At 73.4% G+C, this 18784-nt stretch carries 13 protein-coding genes and 1 pseudogene; 8 read left to right on the forward strand and 6 right to left on the reverse strand.

Features of this window, described 5'->3' with window-relative positions; genetic code table 11:
- Positions 1-141 precede the first annotated feature (141 nt).
- Together QQS16_RS43585 and QQS16_RS31520 are read left to right on the forward strand one after the other, a co-directional pair.
- The gene (locus QQS16_RS43585) at positions 142-1569 is read left to right on the forward strand and encodes a protein phosphatase 2C domain-containing protein (RefSeq protein ID WP_353479700.1); all 1428 of its coding nucleotides are present in this window, start codon (positions 142-144) and stop codon (positions 1567-1569) included.
- Positions 1570-1635: 66 nt separating this feature from the next.
- A complete protein-coding gene (locus tag QQS16_RS31520) occupies positions 1636-3378 on the forward strand; it encodes a pyruvate dehydrogenase (protein WP_286065447.1) in 1743 nt (580 codons plus the stop codon).
- A 6-nt stretch (positions 3379-3384) separates the two neighbouring features.
- Here the strand turns inward: QQS16_RS31520 and QQS16_RS31525 are convergent, their stop codons facing one another.
- The gene (locus QQS16_RS31525; protein ID WP_502963865.1) at positions 3385-5106 is read right to left on the reverse strand and encodes a transcriptional regulator; all 1722 of its coding nucleotides are present in this window, start codon (positions 5104-5106) and stop codon (positions 3385-3387) included.
- 173 nt (positions 5107-5279) lie between these two features.
- Here QQS16_RS31525 and QQS16_RS31530 point away from each other — a divergent pair, with 173 nt between their 5' ends.
- Complete coding sequence (locus QQS16_RS31530) at positions 5280-5918, forward strand: hypothetical protein (protein WP_286065449.1); 639 nt, start codon at positions 5280-5282, stop codon at positions 5916-5918.
- Between the two features lie 113 nt (positions 5919-6031).
- Here the strand turns inward: QQS16_RS31530 and QQS16_RS31535 are convergent.
- Positions 6032-7039: pseudogene (locus QQS16_RS31535) on the reverse strand (glycoside hydrolase family 38 N-terminal domain-containing protein); the annotation flags it as partial.
- 284 nt (positions 7040-7323) lie between these two features.
- On the opposite strand from QQS16_RS31535, the gene QQS16_RS31540 reads away from it, so the two are divergent.
- Entirely contained in the window at positions 7324-7746 is a 423-nt protein-coding gene (locus QQS16_RS31540) for an ATP-binding protein (RefSeq protein ID WP_286065450.1), read from the forward strand.
- A gap of 73 nt (positions 7747-7819) precedes the next feature.
- On the opposite strand, the gene QQS16_RS31545 is transcribed toward QQS16_RS31540, so the two are convergent.
- The gene (locus QQS16_RS31545; protein WP_286065451.1) at positions 7820-8860 is read right to left on the reverse strand and encodes a DUF2637 domain-containing protein; all 1041 of its coding nucleotides are present in this window, start codon (positions 8858-8860) and stop codon (positions 7820-7822) included.
- 348 nt (positions 8861-9208) lie between these two features.
- Positions 9209-10138, reverse strand: coding sequence for a (2Fe-2S)-binding protein (locus QQS16_RS31550; protein WP_286065452.1), 930 nt, complete (start codon positions 10136-10138; stop codon positions 9209-9211).
- 155 nt (positions 10139-10293) lie between these two features.
- On the opposite strand from QQS16_RS31550, the gene QQS16_RS31555 reads away from it, so the two are divergent.
- Positions 10294-11184, forward strand: a complete 891-nt coding sequence (locus tag QQS16_RS31555; protein WP_286065453.1) for a GntR family transcriptional regulator — start codon at positions 10294-10296, stop codon at positions 11182-11184.
- 705 nt (positions 11185-11889) lie between these two features.
- On the opposite strand, the gene QQS16_RS31560 is transcribed toward QQS16_RS31555, so the two are convergent.
- Together QQS16_RS31560 and QQS16_RS31565 are read right to left on the reverse strand one after the other, a co-directional pair.
- A complete protein-coding gene (locus tag QQS16_RS31560) occupies positions 11890-12663 on the reverse strand; it encodes a hypothetical protein (protein WP_286065454.1) in 774 nt (257 codons plus the stop codon).
- Positions 12664-12790: 127 nt separating this feature from the next.
- Positions 12791-14452, reverse strand: coding sequence for a PucR family transcriptional regulator (locus QQS16_RS31565; RefSeq protein WP_286065455.1), 1662 nt, complete (start codon positions 14450-14452; stop codon positions 12791-12793).
- 364 nt (positions 14453-14816) lie between these two features.
- Between QQS16_RS31565 and QQS16_RS31570 the strand changes: the two genes are divergently transcribed.
- Genes QQS16_RS31570 through pucD form a run of 3 tightly spaced genes read left to right on the forward strand, consistent with a single transcriptional unit; the run spans position 14817 to position 18675 of the window.
- On the forward strand, positions 14817-15707 hold the full coding sequence (locus QQS16_RS31570; RefSeq protein ID WP_286065456.1) for an FAD binding domain-containing protein: 891 nt from the start codon (positions 14817-14819) through the stop codon (positions 15705-15707).
- Positions 15707-16279 carry a (2Fe-2S)-binding protein gene (locus tag QQS16_RS31575; protein ID WP_286065457.1) on the forward strand — a complete coding sequence of 191 codons (573 nt, stop codon included), beginning with the start codon at positions 15707-15709 and terminating at the stop codon, positions 16277-16279. Before QQS16_RS31570 ends, QQS16_RS31575 begins: the two co-directional genes overlap by 1 nt.
- Before the next feature lie 2 nt (positions 16280-16281).
- Positions 16282-18675 (forward strand): xanthine dehydrogenase subunit D, encoded by a 2394-nt coding sequence (gene pucD, locus QQS16_RS31580; protein WP_286065458.1) that lies wholly within the window; start codon positions 16282-16284, stop codon positions 18673-18675.
- The last annotated feature ends 109 nt before the right edge of the window (positions 18676-18784 follow it).

An 18784-nucleotide genomic window follows, 5' to 3' on the forward strand; every position in this document is an offset into this window, starting at 1 on the left:
GCCGGCTCCGACCCCACCCAGGACGCACCCGCCACCGGTCCGGCGGCCACTCCGCCCTCGCCCGGACCGCCCCCGCAGTACCGCCCCTGGGAGCCGGGCTCCGGTCCCGCCGACGTCCCGTCCCGCGATGAGGCCGCTGCCGTGGACGAGCCGTCCCAGCCGCCTCTGCCCGGACCGCCCCCGAGGCACCGCCCCTGGGAGCCGGGCTCCGGGCCCGCCGGAATCTCGCCCCGCGACGACACCACCACTGCCTTCGACGACCCGCCCGCGCCGCCTCCGCCCCGCCCCGCCCCGCAGTACCGCCCGAGCGCCGAAGCCGCCCTCTCCGCTGACAGTCACGACACCGACACCGGCACCGACGTGACGTCGTCGCCCGCCGGTGCGCCGCCGGACCCCACCTCCTGGCAACCTCCGCCTCCCGGACCCGCCCCTCAGCCCGGCCCGGGCCGGACAGGCCCCGGTGCTCCGTCCGCCGCCACCCGGGGCGGCCCGCAGGCACCCCTCACCGACGCGGGTGCCGAGCCCGGCCGGGAGCCGCCCGTGGACGCGTCCCACACCACCGCCCCTCCCGCCACTCGCCTCGACCCGCCCGTCCTCCCGCCCGCCGCGGTGGACCACGTCGGCTCCGGGCCGCCCACCTACGAGGCCGAGCCCACCGTGCTGCCCCCGGCCGACCCGGACGGTCTCGACGAACTGGTCGCGGACACCGTGCTGGACGGAGCCAGGTACGGCACCTGCACACTGCGCGCGGCCTCCGTGCGCGGGGACTCCGCGCGGTTCCGGGGCGAGCCGCGCCGGGACGCGCTGCTCACCGCCCGGTTCGGGACGGGCGAGCACGCCCTGGTCCTCGTCGCCATGGCGACCGGCGCCCGCGCCACACCCGGTGCGCACCGCGCCGCCGCCGAGGCCTGCCAGTGGATCGGCCGGGCCGTGGGCCGCAGCCACGCCCGCCTCGCGGACGACATAAGGGCCGGCCGGCGCGGCGACCTCAAGTCCGGCCTGCACCGCCTCACCGACCGCAGCCTGGGCAGACTCCGTGCCAGCGCCGCCGAACAGGGCATCGACCCGGAGGAGTACGCCGCCACCCTGCGCTGCCTGCTCCTCCCCGCCGACCCCGAGTGCCGCACCCGCGTCTTCTTCGGCGTCGGCGACGGCGGACTGTTCCGCCTGCGCGACGGCGCATGGCAGGACATCGAGCCGCGCGTCCTCGACGTCACCGGCGAGCCGGTCGTCGGCTTCGGCTCCCTGCCCCCCGAGACCCCCGAGGGCGACCGCCTCACCATGGACCTGGGCATCCCGACACCCCCGAGCCCGTACGAACCGGCCCCCGAGCCGCCCCGGGAACCCTTCCGCTTCCGCGCCTCCATCGCCCGCCCGGGTGACACGCTCCTGATGTGCACCGGCGGCCTCGCCGAGCCGCTGCGCGGCGAGCCCGAACTGTGCCGGTACCTGACCGGCCGGTGGTCCGAAGCCGCCCCGCCCGGCCTCGCCGCGTTCCTCGCCGACACCCAAGTCCGGGTCAAGGGATATGCAGATGACCGTACAGCCGCCGCCGTGTGGGAGGCGTGACGGCCCGCTCTGTGGATTCATGGACCCTGCGGGGATCTCCGGACACCGAAGGGGCAGGAGAGCACCATGGCCAAACAGAACGTTGCCGAACAGTTCGTCGACATCCTCGTCCGCGCGGGCGTCGAGCGCCTCTACGGCGTCGTCGGCGACAGCCTCAACCCGGTGGTGGACGCCGTCCGCCGCAACTCCGCCATCGACTGGGTGCACGTCCGCCACGAGGAGACCGCCGCCTTCGCCGCCGGGGCGGAGGCCCAGATCACCGGCAAGCTCGCCGCCTGCGCGGGCTCCTGCGGACCCGGCAACCTCCACCTCATCAACGGTCTCTACGACGCCCACCGCTCCATGGCCCCGGTCCTCGCCCTCGCCTCGCACATCCCGTCCAGCGAGATCGGCCTCGGCTACTTCCAGGAGACCCACCCGGACCGGCTGTTCCAGGAGTGCAGCCACTACAGCGAGCTGATCTCCAGCCCGAAGCAGATGCCCCGGCTGCTCCAGACCGCCATCCAGAACGCGGTCGGCCGCAGCGGCGTCAGTGTCGTCTCCCTCCCGGGCGACATCGCCGGCGAGCCCGCCCCGGAACAGGCCGCCGAGACCGCCCTGGTCACCTCCCGGCCCACCGTCCGCCCCGGTGACGCCGAGATCGACCAGCTCGTCGAGATGATCGACGAGGCCGAGAAGATCACCCTGTTCTGCGGCAGCGGCACGGCCGGCGCGCACGCCGAGGTCATGGAGTTCGCCGGGAAGGTCAAGTCCCCGGTGGGACACGCCCTGCGGGGCAAGGAGTGGATCCAGTACGACAACCCGTACGACGTCGGCATGAGCGGCCTGCTCGGTTACGGCGCCGCCTACGAAGCCACCCACGAGTGCGACCTGCTGATCCTGCTCGGTACCGACTTCCCGTACAACGCTTTCCTCCCGAACGACGTCAAGATCGTCCAGGTCGACGTGCGGCCCGAACACCTGGGCCGGCGCTCGAAGCTGGACCTCGCCGTGTGGGGCGACGTGCGCGAGACCCTGCGCTGTCTCGTGCCGCGGGTGCGGGAGAAGACGAACCGGCGCTTCCTCGACAAGATGCTCAAGAAGCACACGGACGCCCTGGAGGGAGTCGTCAAGGCGTACACCCGGAAGGTGGACAAGCACGTCCCGATCCACCCCGAGTACGTGGCGTCCGTCCTCGACGAACTCGCCGACGAGGACGCGGTGTTCACCGTCGACACCGGTATGTGCAACGTGTGGGCCGCCCGGTACATCTCGCCCAACGGACGCCGCCGGGTGATCGGTTCGTTCTCCCACGGCTCGATGGCGAACGCGCTGCCGATGGCGATCGGCGCGCAGTTCACGGACCGGGAGCGGCAGGTGGTCTCCATGTCCGGCGACGGCGGTTTCTCGATGCTGATGGGCGACTTCCTCACCCTCGTCCAGTACGACCTGCCGGTGAAGGTCGTCCTGTTCAACAACTCCTCCCTCGGCATGGTCGAGTTGGAGATGCTGGTCGCCGGGCTGCCCTCGCACGGCACCACGAACAAGAATCCCGACTTCGCGGCCGTCGCCCGCGCCTGCGGTGCCCACGGCGTGCGGGTCGAGCAGCCCAAGGACCTCGCGGGCGCGCTGAAGGACGCCTTCGCGCACAAGGGCCCGGCCCTCGTCGACATCGTCACCGACCCCAACGCCCTCTCCATCCCGCCGAAGATCAGCGGCGAGATGGTCACCGGCTTCGCCCTGTCCGCCTCGAAGATCGTCCTGGACGGCGGGGTCGGGCGGATGTTGCAGATGGCGCGGTCCAACCTGCGGAACGTGCCCCGTCCCTGAGCGTCCTCATCCGGTGTACGGCACCCACTGGCGTGCCGAGGTGTCGTACGTGTAGCGGGGCAGCCCCTTGATGCCGCTGGTGCGGAACGGGCGGCCGTGGTCGTCGATGCGGACCGTGCCGGTGCGGCCCTGGGAGGACCAGTCCAGTTCGAGGTACCAGCCGCAGTCGCAGCCCTCGGTCGTGGCGGTGACCAGCAGCACCTCCGGGTCCTCGGCGGAGACGCGGTACGGCAGCCGTACGGCCGGGATGGGGCCCTCGCTGTCACCGCCGGGCTGCGAGCGGGCGACGGGGCGGTCGGCGTCCAGGTCGACGGAGAAGTAGCGGGGGGTGAGCGCTCCGCCGCAGCCCTGGTCCATGGAGTAGGCGTTGCCCTGGGCCGGGGCGGCGCGCGCGACGACGCGGACGCGGAGCGCGTCCAGGACGACGGCGGTGGAACTCCGGCCCTGCACCGAGATCCGCACGTTGGTGTCGCGGCCGTGCAGGGCGCCCTGTGCCGCCGCCCAGGTGCGGGCGTCCTGCGCGGCCGGGGGCGGCGGGACCTGCGCCGGCGGCCTGCCGATCAGGTAGTCGTGGCCGCAGCCCTGGTTCCACACGTGCGAGTCGGCGGTCCAGGTGAGGGGGACGGAGGTGTCGCCGGCCGCGCTTCCCCCGCCCGTCTCCGGCGGGCCGCTCTTCCTGGTGGGCGTCCTGGACGGCCCGCCGGTGGTGGTGCCCTTGGCCGAGGAGGAGGGCGAGGGGGAGGCGGAACGGGTGCCGGAGGGCGAGGCGGACGGCGTGCCCGACGGCCGGTGAGGCGTCGCCGGGGCGGTGGTGAGGGACGGGCCGCCCGGGGCCCGCGCGGAATCCTCCCGCGAAGGACGGTCGGACGGGAGGGCCGAGAGGCTGCCCAGCGTGGCGAGCAGCACCGCGGTGACGGCGGCCGTCACCAGGACACGTCGGCGGCGGAACCAGGGGAGGGACACGGGAGCGGGGACAGGAGCCGCACCGGCCTCGGCACCCGGTCGACCCCAGGAGTCAGGCGCGGGACCCGGGGCGCTGTCGGCACCCGGCTCGCTCTCCACGCCCGTTCCGCCTTCGGCACCGGGTTCGGATCCGGTCTCCGTTCCGCCTTCGGCACAGGGTTCGGATCCGGTCTCCGTTCCGCCTTCGGCACCGGATTCGGATCCGGTCTCCGGCCCGCCTTCGGCGCCGGGTTCGGATCCGGTCTCCGCTCCGGTGTCGGTGCCGGGTTCGGATCCGGCCGCCGTTCCGCCCTCGGCATCCGGTTCGCCTTTCGTGTCCGGCTCGTCTTCCGCCTTCGGCCGGCTTTCTCCGCCCGGTTCCCGGTCAGCATCGGGTTCTCCGGGGCTTCCGGGCTCCTCGGCCGCAGCGGCCTCCGCCGCATCAGGGTCCCCGGCGGACCCGGCCGTATCCGCCGTACGCGGTCGCCGGCGTGCCGTCACCGCGTCCAGCCACAGCCTGTGCAGCTCCAGCCGTTCCTCCGCCGTCGCCCCGCAGAGCGCGGCGAAGCGTTCCGCCGGGGCGAAGTCGACGGGGACCGCGTCGCCGGCGCAGTAGCGGTGCAGCGTGGAGGTGTTCATGTTCAGGCGGCGGGCCAGCGAACCGTAGCTCCGGTCCGTCCGGTCCTTCAGTCGCCGCAGCAGAGCCGCGAACTCCTCGACGTCGTCCTGTCCGGACACCCTTCCCCCGTCTGGTCGCGTCCCGGGACGGCATCCCAGGCACTCCATGTACCTGCACGTCAGGCGGCATGGGATGGTTCCACCGTGGTGGATCCGGCGTCCCCTGTTGCGTCCACCCGCTGTGACCGCTGATGCTCTTGGTGTCGCCCTCAGACGCCGGACCGACCATCCGACGGCGTGGCGGCACCTCACATCAACGCACTGATCAACGGGGGACACTCATGCTCAAGCGCACTCCGGCAGGCACGCTCACGGTACTGGCCATCACGGGCCTGGCGCTCGGGGCCGTCCTCGTCGGGCCGGTCCAGGCCGGGCCGCAGACGGTCGCCGCGAAGAAGGCGGTCGCCGCGCCGCGGTTCCTTTCGGCGGCCGAACTGCCCCCGCACCCCTCGTCGTCCTGGACGGCCGGCAAGGTCACCGACGGTGTCCCGGAGGAGCTGCGGCCCTGCCTGGACGAGGCGTTGCTCGCCTACGACTCCCGGTACCGCGCGTTCCGTACCGACCTCGACACGGGAGCCTGGCAGCTGACCGTCGTCGTCGGCGGCGCCGCCAAGGCGAAGGCGCTCGCCACGCGTCTGAACGAGGAGATCCGCACCTGTGCGGACCGTCTGGAGGAGCGCGACCCGGAGATCGAGGCCACGCACCGGAACTACGGCACCCTGCCGGTGGAGGAGGGCGCCCGGGTCCACGGCCTGCACACCAGCGCCTCGTGGGGCGCCTCGGACATCAGTCTGCTGTCCGTCGGCCGGGACGGCCGGACCGTCACCGTCGTGAAGTGGGCGCAGTTGGGCGACTTCGACGACGCGCCGGTGAAGGCGTTCAAGAAGACGACCACCACGGCCGTCAACAAGTTGTACTGACCGCACGACCGCCGGGAAGACCGGGGCCGCCCTCCCGCACGGGGGTCGGGCGGGCGGCCCCCGCACCGGCGTGGCGCGGCCCTTGTCGGCCACGTCGCGTTCGGCGCGGGCGAGTCCCACCAGAGGGTGTGGTGGGGCATCCGGTCGGACTGGTTCCAGCTCGGTTTCCGGGTGCGGAACCAGCGGATTCCGGCCAGTTTCGCGAGCTGCGGGCTGGGCCTGCGAGCAGGCGAACACCGGCTCCGGGTGGTCGGCGGCCAGCGCGGTGACGTCGGCGAACGTCCGCGAGGTCTTGCGGACCGTCTCCCGCAGCCGCCACCGCCACGCCGAGTCGATGTGGGCGTGCCCGGCCGCCGGGATCCGGTGCGCGTTCGCCGACGCGGGCCGGGACAGGGCGTCGGTGAGGGCGGCACGGGCCGCGGTCGCCGTACCGGCCACGTCGTGCAGGTCGAGCACGTCGAGCACGTCCGCCGGCCCGCGCAAGGATCTGGTGCCGGCGGGCGCGGTCCATGGGCAGCTCGCGCGTCAGCTCGGACCGCACCTCGACGTCCAGGACCAGGTGCCACACCTCCTCGTCGAGGACGGCGAGGCCGGCGGAGCGGAACCGGTGGAGTGGCCCGCCGCCCGTGGTCAGGACGTCTCCCGGCCGCGTGGGCTCGAAGTCCCGCAGGACGGCCGGGTCGGCCGCCGCCGCCAGGAGCGGACGCACCGCCTCGCCCCCGCCCGCCGGGGACGCGACGGACAGGTGACGGTCGCGCGGGTGGATGCCCTTCAACGGCACCCCGGCGGCGTCCTACAGCAGCCCCTCGGCCTGGGAACCGGGGCCGTCCCCGTGAATCCCGGGTCGAGCACCGCCTCCACCCGGCGTCCCGCCCCCTCCTCGGGCACCCGCCCCTCCAGCCGGAACCCGCTCGTCGACCAGGGCTTTCCCCACTCCGTCTCCGGGCCGGTCGAGAACGGCTCGTAGGCGGCCTGCAGAGCCTGATCCACGGGCACGGGCTCGCCCGGCACGTGCCACACGGACAGGACCAGCGGTACGCGCGCCCCGTACCGGGCCGGCCGGACGAACTGGCGCAGGGCACGTCCAGGCGGACTGCCACCAGTGTGCGGTCGTCGTGCACGGCGGCTCCCTCGGCGGTTCGGAGGGCTCGGTGGGGGGGTTCCGCACCCGTCCGGGACCCCCGCGTCCACTGTCGGCGCGGGGGCGCGACCAGGGGAGCCGCAGGATGGCCGAACACCTGGTCGTCGAGGACTCGACATGACTGCCCGGTGAGCCAATGGGCATGGATTGCCGTGAACGTGTTCGAGCAGGAGGGGAACCGACATCGGCACGCGGGCGGGGGTCATGAAGAGGCAGGCACGAGGAGGCGGTCCCACGGCGCCAGGGGCCTTCTCGGCGGAGACAGTGGAGGACAAGACCGACAGTGCCCGGGACGAGGCGTCGGTGCCGCAGCTCAACCGCAGACTCGGGCGGGCGGACCTGGGCGCGGTGCCCGAGGCGCGCAAGGCCCTGCGGGAGCTGTTACGGCACTGGGGCAGGCCCGGACGATCCGAGATCGCGGAACTGCTGACCAGCGAACTCGTCACCAACGCGCTGGTCCACACCGACCACGACGCGGTCCTGACGGCCACCGTCGGACCCCGTGGACTGAGGGTGGAGGTGCGGGACTTCGTCGCCCGCCGGCCCAGGCTGTGCGGACCCGACACCGGCGACGGTACGCACGGGCGGGGCCTGGTGCTGGTGCAGTCCCTCGCGGACGCGTGGGGCGTACGGGTGCACGGGGTGGGGAAGGCAGTGTGGTTCGAGCTGGACGCGGGCGTCGCCTGAGTGCGTGACCGGACACGGGAGCGGGGCCCGGCTCGGGCGAGCCGCGCCCCGCTCCCGTGTGTCCGCTGAGGTATCAGCCGAACTGCTGCTCAAGGTCCTTCAGCTTGCGCTCGAGCGAGTCGAGGCGCGGCAGAGCCATTGTGTCGTCCTCCGCGGTGAGGTCGACGGTACCGGTCTCAGATCCCTTGCGGACCGGCTGGAGGGAGGGACGCGCGCGCACGGGCAGCTGCTCCGCGGTCGATATGGCAGGCTCCGCGGTGACTCGGTCCGAAGCCCGCTCCAGGGCGGCCTGCCCCTCCAGCTGCCGGCCGCGGCCGACGAACCCGCGGTGGCCCCGGCTGATCGCCTTGAGCTGCGCCCGCTCGACCCGCTCCTGCTCGCGGCGGCGCAGTCGGGCCGCATCCTTCTGACGCTTGTCCTCGCGCACCTCGTCGACGGCCTCGTCCAGGCTGCGCACGTTCTCCAGCAGCATCAGCGACCACGCCTTGTACGTCTCGCGCGGCGCCCGCATCCAGCGGACCACGCGGATCTGCGGCAGCGGACGCGGCACCAGGCCCTGCTCACGCAGGGCGGCACGGCGGGTCTGCTTCAGCGCGCGGTCGAACAGGACGGCCGCCGACAGGGACATGCCGGCGAAGAAGTGCGGGGCGCCCGCGTGGCCCAGGCCCCGGGGCGCGTGCACCCAGTTGAACCAGGCCGCGGCGCCCGCGAACGTCCACACGAGTATCCGGGAGCCGAGCGCCGCGTCACCGTGGCTGGCCTCGCGCACCGCGAGCACGGAACAGAACATCGCCGCGCCGTCCAGGCCGAACGGGACCAGGTACTCCCAGCCGCCGGACAGGTTCAGGTTCTGCTGGCCGAAGCCGACCAGACCGTGGAAGGAGAGGGCGGCGGCCACCGCCGCGCAGCAGAACAGCAGCACATAGGAGGCGGTGCCGTAGACGGCCTCCTTGCGCCTGCGGCGCTCCTCGGTGCGCTCCCACGAGTCGTCCGCGCTCGCGTTCCCCCCGGAGGAGCGCTTGCCGCGCGCGAGCACCGCCACCGCCGCCAGCATGCCCAGGAGCAGCACGGCGCCCGGAAGCAGCCAGTTCAGCGATATGTCGGTCAGTCTCATCTGGGGTCCCTTGCATTGGGATAGGGCGTAACGCCCGCCATAGTGGCCCAATCCGATCGGCCCTCAGGGGGTTTCGGGGCAAGAGGCCGCCAAGGGAGTGCAAGGGATTGCGCAGGGCGGCTTTCTGCTCGAACTGCCGCTTGAGGGGCGGGATTTGAGTTCGAATAAGACTACCCGTACGGGTGGTTCCACGGAAAGTTCCCGCGACCGGTGAGGAAGTTGTGAAGTGCCTGTAACCGGGTGGATGTCTTGTTCGCGGTGATCTTACGGGACACAGAGCGGCCCCCGCGCCGGGGGTTGGGTGCGTGGTCCGTGGGAGGCAGCGCTGGGCCGTCGGCTGAGGGTTCCTCAACTCGCGGCGGCGGCGGTGAGCTTGGTGATCCGGTCCGCGTCGCAGGTGCGCGGGCAGGTGACGCAGGTGTCCTCGGGTACCAGCGTGTAGAACATGCAGCAGCTCGCCCGGTCCCGGGTGCGCAGCGGCTCGCCGCTCGGTCCGGTCAGCCGGCGGAAGGCCGCGGAGCCGACGTACGGCTTGGTGGCGCCCGGCAGGAGGAGCCCGAGTTCCCGCTCGGCTCGCCGGTGCTCGTGCTCGCCGAGCAGTTCGGCGACGTACCACAGGCTCTCGACGATCTCGTCGGTCACCATGCCCCACAGGGCGCGGCCGCGGCGGCGCATGCGCGGGCCGAAGCCGGCCAGGACGGGCTCCATGTGCTCGGCGACCGCGTCCCGGACCTCGGCGCGCAGGGCGTCCTCGTCCGGGACGACCCTGGCGGCGGGGTGCGACGCCGCCGGGTCGTCCGGGAGGCAGGCGAAGGGGCCGGGGCGCACGGCGAAGGCCATGGGGCCCTCGGTGCGGTCGTACGCGACCTGGGTCACGGGGTAGCGGGGGACCCGGCGCTGGAGGAACCAGGGGGCCGTGATCAGCAGGCAGGCGGGCCAGGCGTAGCGGTGCAGGCCGAAGCTCGCGGTGACGTCCGGGCGGGCGGGGTGGCCGTGGTCGCGCCGGATCTGGGCGTCGTCCCAGGACAGGAAGGCGTCCAGGCCCGGGCCGCCCTCGGCGAGGGCGGCGGCGGTGACCCAGCCGCCGCCCCTCGGGGGGCGCTGTCCGGGGGCGAGTTCCGTGACGGTGAGACTCGGCAGGACGCCGGCGACGCGTATGTAGGCGTCGGCGACGGCCGAGGGCGGGGCGGGGGTGGGCGCGGGCGTGTCGGTGGGGGTGGAGGCAGGTGTCGGTGCCAGTGCGGGTGCGGGTGCGGGTGCGGGTGCCGGTGTGGGCATACGGGACCACCGATTCGCTGTCGCCTGAAGGTGAGGCTTACCTTACCTGAATGGTCGGGATTTGAACTGTCGGCTTCTGCGCCTAAGGTGCTTGACGGGTGAGTAACAAGCCGCCGTTAATGGCCCCAAGTACCGACACGTCCGGAGGAGGACCCGTGAAGCAGGGCATGCAGGGCTTCGCCGGGACGGGGGTTCCGGATCCTGCCTGCGGTGCGGTGCGGGTGCCGGCGCAGCCGACGGCTGCGGATGTGGACGCGGGCGTGGGTGTGGGTGTGGGTGTGGGCATGGGTGGGGGTGCGGACCGGGGGCGGTACGGCGGGTCCGGGGCGGTGCGAGGTGAGCACACGCACAGTGAGCCGCCGTTGCACCGGGCCGGGGCGGGGGGCGAGGCAGGGTCCGGGGTGGGGGCTGGGCCTCGGGCGGCCGTGCAGCGGTCCTCCGTGCGTGGGCAGATCCTCGACGCCTTGCGCACCGCGCTGGTCGCGGGGGAGCTGCGGCCCGGCGAGGTGTACTCGGCGCCCGCGCTCGGAGAGCGGTTCGGGGTCTCCGCGACGCCCGTGCGGGAGGCGATGCAGCAGCTCGCGCTGGAAGGCGCGGTGGAGGTCGTGCCGAACCGCGGGTTCCGGGTGGTGATGCGCGGGGCGCGGGAGCTGGCGGAGCTGGCGGAGGTGCGGGCGCTGATCGAGGTGCCGGTGATGCTGCGGCTGGCCCGTACGGTGCCGGCGGAGCGGTGGGCCGAGCTGCGGCCGCTCGCCGAGGCGACGGTGCGGGCGGCGTCCTCCGGGTGCCCGGCCACGTACGCGGAGTCGGACCGGTCCTTCCACCGGGCGCTGCTGACGCTCGCGGGCAACGAGCAGCTGGTGCAGATCGCCGAGGAGCTGCACCGCCGGGCCCAGTGGCCGTTGATGGGCGGGCCCAGGGCGCGGGGGCGGGCCGAGCTGGTCGCGGACGCGGCGGAGCACATGGCGCTGCTGGAGGCCTTGATCGCGCGGGACGTGGATGTGGTGCGGTCGTTGGTGGGGGAGCATTTCGTCGGGGTGGGCTGAGGGGCGGCTGAGCGGCTGCGGTTGGGCGGCTGGGCGGCTGGGCGGCTGAGGGTGGGATGCCTGCGGCGGCCTGTGCGGGTGCTTCGGGGTGCGCGTAGCGCGTCCGGTCGCGTTGTGGGGCGGGGCCGCGCCGGGGGGTGTCCGTCCTCGGTCTGGCGCGGAATCGGGTGCTTGTGAAGTGGAGGGCGTTGACGCGCCATCCGCTGCGGGCGGGCACCCCCCGGCACGTCCCCTTCCCGCCGTACGCGAGTGCGGCGGCACGTGCGCTCGCCTGGCGCCGCACCTCTGCCAGCGCCGGGCCAGGCAATTCCAGCCCCTCCAGGGTTTGCCGTACCTGCTCGGAGGGGGTGTGGTTCCGGTTCCGGTTTCGGCTCCGGTTTCGGTTTCGGTTTCGGCGGTCTCAGCCCGTTCAGGGTTTGCCGTACCTGCTCGGAGGGGGTGTGGTTCCGGTTCCGGTTTCGGTTCCGGCGGTCTCAGCCCGTTCAGGGTCTCCGCATCCACCCGGAAGGGGCTGCCCGGAGGTGGCCGCGTTTGCGGTGCCGGGACAGGTGATCTCAGCCCGTCCGGCGTTTGAGGACGAGGCCCCTTCAGGGCCGATGCGGGGGTCTGGGGGCGGCGGCCCCCAGAACACGGGCCGCTTCGCTGGGCGAGTGAGCTGGGGTCCGGGGGGCGGAGCCCCCGGAGGAGAGGCCGGGCGGTGCAGGGCTAGGCCGTTGCCGCCGGTGGGGCCAGTTGGTGGGAGAGCCACGTCGGTACGCCCCCGAGGAGTCGGTACAACCGCCGCGCCTCCTCCCGCAACCGCGTCGCCTCCGGCTCCGTCTCCGCGTCGGCCAGGGACGCCAACGCGGGCGCCGTACCCACGAGGTAGCCCAACTCCTCCCGGATCCGCAGGGATTCGGCGAAGCCGTGTCGCGCCTCCGCCAACTCTCCCTCGCGCAGGGCGAGTCCGGCGAGGTGGCGCCAGGTGAAGGAGAGGAGGAGCGCGTCGGAGTGGGCGGTCGCGCCCGCGTGGGCCCGCCGGTACGCGGCACGCGCGGCTTGCGGGGAGCCGGTCAGGTTCTCCGCGAGCAGGCCCCGGCGGAAGTCGAGCAGGGCCCGCCGCGGCGCCCCCGGCGTGATCAGCGCCGCCGCCCGCCCCAGCGCGGCCCGCGCCTCGTCGGCCCGGTCGCGGACGCCGTGCAGGGTGGCCGCGTACGCGAGGTGCCCGCGTTCACAGGCCGCCGCGCCCCGCTCGTCGTCACCGTGGGCCAGGGCCTCCGCCGTGCGCAGCGCGTCCTCGGCCTCCTCCCAGCCCTGCTCGGTGTACAGGCACCGTTCCACCAGCAGCGCGGCCCGTTGCAGCGCGGCCGGCGCGGTGACCGGCTGGAGCAGGGCGGCCGCGTCGGCCCAGCAGGCGCGTGAGCGCAGCCGCCATACCGCGGTCTGCAGTGGATCGTCGCCCGCGGTCGTTCCGTAGCCAGACATGGCGGTGTGCGCCACGTTGCCCTCCCCGAGCACGCCATCGAGCTTTGGTTGGTGGCCGCATCTCAGCACGAATCCGCACGCCCGGCCAAGGGGGCGGGTGAAGGATTTCACAAAGTCGTGGGACGGGGCGGCCCTCGGGGTGTCAGCTCATGCGCAGTGCCAGGAAGAAGTCCAGCTTGTCCTCCAGGCGTGACAGGTCGCGGCTCGTCAACTGCTCGATCCGGCCGACGCGGTAGCGCAGTGTGTTGACGTGCAGGTGGAGACGGGTGGCGCAGCGGGTCCAGGAGCCGTCGCAGTCGAGGAATGCCTCCAGGGTGGGGATCAGTTCGGCGCGGTGGCGACGGTCGTAGTCGCGCAGCGGGTCCAGGAGGCGGGCGGTGAAGGCGCGGCGGACGTCGTCGGGGACGAAGGGGAGCAGGAGCACGTGCGAGGCCAGCTCGTGGTGGCCCGCCGCGCACACCCGGCCGGGGCGGGCCGCCGCCACGCGGCGGGCGTGCCGGGCCTCCTCCAGGGCGCCGCGCAGGCCCTCCGCCGAGTGGACGGACGCGCTCACCCCGAGACTGACCCGGCCGTCGTCGTCGAGGCCGGCCGCCAGGGGGTCCCGTACGGACTCCAGCAGGACGTCGGCCAGGATGCCCGCCTCCGAGCCGTCGTGCTCCGAGGAGACCGCCGGGAGGGGGACGAGGGCGACGGCCTCGTCGTCCGTGTGGGCCACCGCGACGCGGTCGGTGGGCTCGGTGCCGGCGGCGTGCGGGTCGGCCAGGATCTCCTCCAGCAGGGACTGCGCCGCCGGGCCGCCGCCCTGCCCTTCGACGCGGGCCACGACCACCTGCCACTGCGGGGCCGCGCCGAGGCCGGGCAGCAGCACCGGTGCGGCCACCCGCAGCCGGGCGGCGATCTCGGCGGGGGCGGCTCCCGTCTGCACCAGCTCCAGGACCTCCTGCGCCAGGCGGCGGCGGACCGCGCGGGACGCGTCCCGGCGGTCGCGTTCCACGGCGATCAGCTGGGTGACGCCCTCCAGCAGGTCCCGTCGTTCCTCGGGCCAGTCCCCGGCGTCCGCCTCCACGGCCAGCAGCCAGTCCGACAGCATCGTCTCGCGCGGGTCCCGGGAGACCTGCGGGGCGCGGCCGCCGCCACGGACCGGGAAGAGCGAGTAGGCGGTGGGGCCGAGGGTGACGCGGTGGGGGCCGCGGCGGCCGGTGCGGACCGCCGCCAGGTGCTCGGCCGCCAGCTTCGCGCGGACGTCGGCGGGCAGGGCGGGGCCCGGGATCTTCGGGCCCGCGATCAGGCGGCCGGTCGGGGACAGCACCCACGCCCGCAGGTCCAGGTCCGAGCCGAGCAGGTCCAGGACGACCTCCGGGCCGCCGCCCGCCGGACCCGAGATCATCATCCGGCGGTGCCGGTCGACCACGGCCGCGAGGTCTCCGGCCCGTTCGCCGGAGACCTGCCGTACGACGTGCTCGGTGATCGTCGCGAAGGCCACCGACTCGTGCACGGCGAAGAGGGGGAGCCGGTGGCGGGCGCAGGCGACGACGAGATCGCCGGGGACCTCGCCGAGCTCGGCCTCGCCGGCGGCGAGGGCGGCCACGCCGGCCTGCGCCAGGATCCGTACGAACGGCTCGGAGTCCGCCGCGTTCCGGCGCCAGGCCAGGCCGGTGAGCACCAGTTCGCCGCCCGAGAGGTAGCGGCTGGGGTCGCGCAGGTCGGTGGTCATCACGCCCCGCACGGAGCGGTCCAGCTCGTCCTCGCCGCCGAGCAGCCGCAGGCCCAGCGCGTCGGTGTCCAGCAGTGCGCGCAGCCGCATTCTCGTCGCCGCCGTTCCTTGTCTCGAAAACTACGATGAAGTCTGAGGGGCTTGTCGGGAAGGAGGCGGGCCCCGGAGGTGGGCTCGGGCGCTCTCCGCCTTCGGACTGTGTCCCAGGTCACGCGGGGCGCGTCTCGCGTTTCCGCGGGAGAACGAAGGGGTTTCCGATGGCCTGTGTTCATACGAATCTACAAGATGACCTCCCTGGCCAGCCAACTCCTTCATGGTTTCCGTGACTGACCCGGTCGGCGGACGGCGCTGTGTACTGGCCTGACCGAGCGTGAACAGCACATGAACGAGCCGCGCCCGCCGCACACGGACTGGCTCACTCCGTACGACCCACGAGACGAAGAAGAGAGCCGGCATGGACTTCCTTCGCCCCGCCAGCTGGGAGGAGGCGCTCGCCGCGAAGGCCGAGCACCCCACCGCTGTACCGATCGCGGGCGGCACCGATGTGATGGTCGAGATCAACTTCGACCACCGCCGGCCCGAGTACCTCCTCGATCTCACCCGCGTCGGCGACCTCTACGAGTGGGAGGTCGGCGAGGACAGCGTGCGGCTCGGTGCCTCCGTCCCGTACGCGAGGATCATGGACCGGCTGCGGGCCGAGCTGCCGGGCCTGGCCCTCGCCTCGCACACGGTCGCCTCCCCGCAGATCCGCAACCGCGGCGGCGTCGGCGGCAACCTCGGCACGGCCTCCCCGGCCGGCGACGCCCACCCCGCCCTGCTGGCGGCGGGCGCGCACGTCGAGGCCGAGTCGGTGCGGGGGTCGCGGCTGATCCCGATCGACGACTTCTACACCGGCGTGAAGCGCAACGCGCTCGCCGCCGACGAGCTCATCCGGGCCGTGCACGTCAAGAAGGCCGACGGGCCGCAGCAGTACTCCAAGGTCGGTACGCGCAACGCCATGGTCATCGCGGTGTGCGCCTTCGGGCTCGCGCTGCATCCCGCGACGCGGACCGTGCGGACGGGGATCGGCTCGGCCGCGCCCACGCCGGTCCGGGCGAAGGCCGCGGAGGAGTTCCTGAACGCGGCCCTCGACGAAGGCGGCTTCTGGGACAACGGGAAGATCATCACCCCGTCGGTCGCCAAGCAGTTCGCGGACCTGTGCGCCGCCGCCTGCAACCCGATCGACGACGTCCGGGGCACCGCGAGCTACCGGCGCCACGCGGTCGGCGTCATGGCCCGCCGCACGCTGACCTGGACCTGGGAGTCGTACCGCGGCACCGCCGCCCGCAGCGAGGGAGTCGCCTGATGCGCGTCAGTTTCACGGTCAACGGCCGTCCGCAGGTAGCCGACGACGTGTGGGAGGGCGAGTCCCTGCTGTACGTGCTGCGCGAGCGGCTCGGCCTGCCCGGATCGAAGAACGCCTGCGAGCAGGGCGAGTGCGGATCGTGCACCGTCCGCCTGGACGGGGTGCCGGTGTGTTCCTGCCTGGTCGCCGCCGGACAGGTGGAGGGCCGGGAGGTCGGCACCGTCGAGGGGCTCGCCGAGTACGCCAGACAGCGCTCCTGCGGGACGGGAGCCTGCGGCACCTCGCTGGAGCAGGCCCGTCGCTGGGCCGCCGAAGGCCAGGACTCGCACACCGGCGAGGGCACCGAACTCTCGCCCGTCCAGCAGGCGTTCATCGACGCCGGCGCCGTCCAGTGCGGCTTCTGCACCCCCGGGCTGCTGGTCGCGGCCGACGAGATGCTGGAGCACAACCCGAATCCGACCGACGCGGACATCCGCGAGGCGCTCTCGGGCAACCTGTGCCGCTGCACCGGCTACGAGAAGATCATGGACGCGGTCCGCCTGGCGGCCGCCCGGCAGGGAGAGGCGGTCTGAGCATGCCCACCGACAGCGCCCCCATCGGCACTCCCACCAAGCTCACCCAGGGTTCCGGCACCAAGGGCGGCATCGGCGAGTCCACGCTCCGCCCGGACGGCACCCTCAAGGTCACCGGCGAGTTCGCGTACTCGTCCGACATGTGGCACGAGGACATGCTCTGGGGACAGATCCTGCGCTCCCCGGTCGCGCACGCCGAGATCGTGTCCATCGACACCTCCGAGGCGCTGGCCCTGCCCGGCGTCCACGCCGTCCTGACGTACGACGACCTGCCGACCGACGTGCGGACCTACGGCCTGGAGATCCAGGACACCCCGGTCCTCGCGCACGGCAAGGTCCGCCACCACGGAGAGCCGGTCGCCGTCGTCGCCGCCGACCACCCCGAGACCGCCCGCCGCGCCGCCGCCAAGATCAAGGTCGAGTACCGCGAACTCCCGGTCATCACCGACGAGGCCTCCGCGACCGCGCCGGACGCGATCCTGGTCCACGAGGGCCGCGACGACCACCACATCGGTCATGTGCCGCATCCGAACATCCTCCACCGGCAGCCGGTGGTCCGCGGGAACGTGGCGGAGGCCGCGAGCAAGGCCGATGTCGTCGTCCGGGGCGAGTACACCTTCGGCATGCAGGACCAGGCGTTCCTCGGCCCCGAGTCCGGCCTCGCCGTGCCCGACGAGGACGGCGGCGTCCACCTCTACGTCGCCACCCAGTGGCTCCACTCCGACCTGCGCCAGATCGCGCCCGTCCTCGGCCTGCCCGAGCGCAAGGTGCGGATGACGCTGTCCGGTGTCGGCGGCGCGTTCGGCGGCCGTGAGGACCTGTCGATGCAGATCCACGCCTGCCTGCTGGCCCTGCGCACGGGCCGGCCCGTCAAGATCGTCTACAACCGGTTCGAGTCCTTCTTCGGCCACGTCCACCGCCACCCGGCCAAGCTGTCCTACGAGCACGGGGCGACGAAGGACGGCAAGCTCACCCACCTCAAGGCCCGGATCGTGCTCGACGGCGGAGCGTACGCCTCCGCCTCCCCGGCCGTCGTCGGCAACGCCGCCTCGCTCGGCGCGGGCCCCTACGTCGTCGACGACGTGGAGATCGAGGCCATCGCCCTCTACACCAACAACCCGCCCTGCGGCGCGATGCGCGGCTTCGGCGCGGTGCAGGCCTGCTTCGCCTACGAGGCGCAGATGGACAAGCTGGCCGAGCGGCTCGGCATGGATCCGGTGGAGTTCCGGCAGCGGAACGCCATGGAGCAGGGCACGCTGCTGCCGACCGGCCAGCCCGTCGACTCCCCGGCGCCGGTCGCCGAACTCCTGCGCCGCGTCAAGGCGATGCCGATGCCCCCGGAGCGCCAGTGGGAGTCCAGCGAGGGCGCCGACGTACGGCAGCTGCCCGGCGGGCTGTCCAACACCACGCACGGCGAAGGCGTCGTCCGCGGGGTGGGCTACGCGGTCGGCATCAAGAACGTCGGCTTCTCCGAGGGCTTCGACGACTACTCGACCGCCCGGGTGCGCATGGAGGTCGTCGGCGGGGAGCCGGTGGCGACCGTGCACACCGCGATGGCGGAGGTCGGGCAGGGCGGGGTCACCGTGCACGCGCAGATCGCCCGCACCGAGCTGGGCGTCGCCCAGGTGACGATCCAGCCGGCCGACACCCAGGTCGGCAGCGCCGGTTCGACGTCCGCGTCACGGCAGACGTACGTCACCGGCGGCGCCGTCAAGAACTCCTGCGAACTGGTCCGGGAGAAGGTCCTGGAGATCGGGCGGCGCAAGTTCGGCTCCTACCACCCCGCCTGGGCGACCGCCGAACTGGTGCTGGAGGGCGGCAAGGTCGTCACCGACGGCGGCGAGGTCCTCGCCGGCCTGGCCGACGTCCTGGAGGACGAGGCCGTCGAGGTGGAGGCGGAGTGGCGGCACCGGCCGACCGAACCCTTCGACCTGCGCACCGGGCAGGGCAACGGCCATGTGCAGTACTCCTTCGCCGCGCACCGCGCCGTCGTCGAGGTCGACACGGAACTCGGCCTGGTGAAGGTCATCGAGCTGGCCTGCGCCCAGGACGTCGGCAAGGCGCTCAACCCGCTGTCCGTCCTCGGGCAGATCCAGGGCGGCACGACCCAGGGGCTGGGCATGGCCGTCATGGAGGAGATCGTCGTCGATCCGAGGACGGCGAAGGTCAAGAACCCCTCCTTCACGGACTACCTCATCCCCACCATCCTCGACACGCCGACCATCCCGGTCGACATGCTCGAACTCGCCGACGACCACGCCCCGTACGGGCTGCGCGGCGTCGGTGAGGCCCCCACCCTGTCGTCGACGCCGGCGGTCCTCGCGGCGATCCGCGCGGCGACCGGTCTGGAGCTGAACAGGACGCCGGTACGTCCCGAACACCTCACGGGAACCTGAGTCCCGCGGGGGACCGGGTCCCCCGCCTTCCCGTTGTCCGTCTCGGGCCGTCCCCCGGGTCGTGCACCTCCCCACATCCCGTACGCCGTCGGCGGCGTACGGGTGCCCC

Origin of the sequence: Streptomyces sp. ALI-76-A (assembly GCF_030287445.1) — a bacterium.
Lineage (GTDB): Bacteria > Actinomycetota > Actinomycetes > Streptomycetales > Streptomycetaceae > Streptomyces.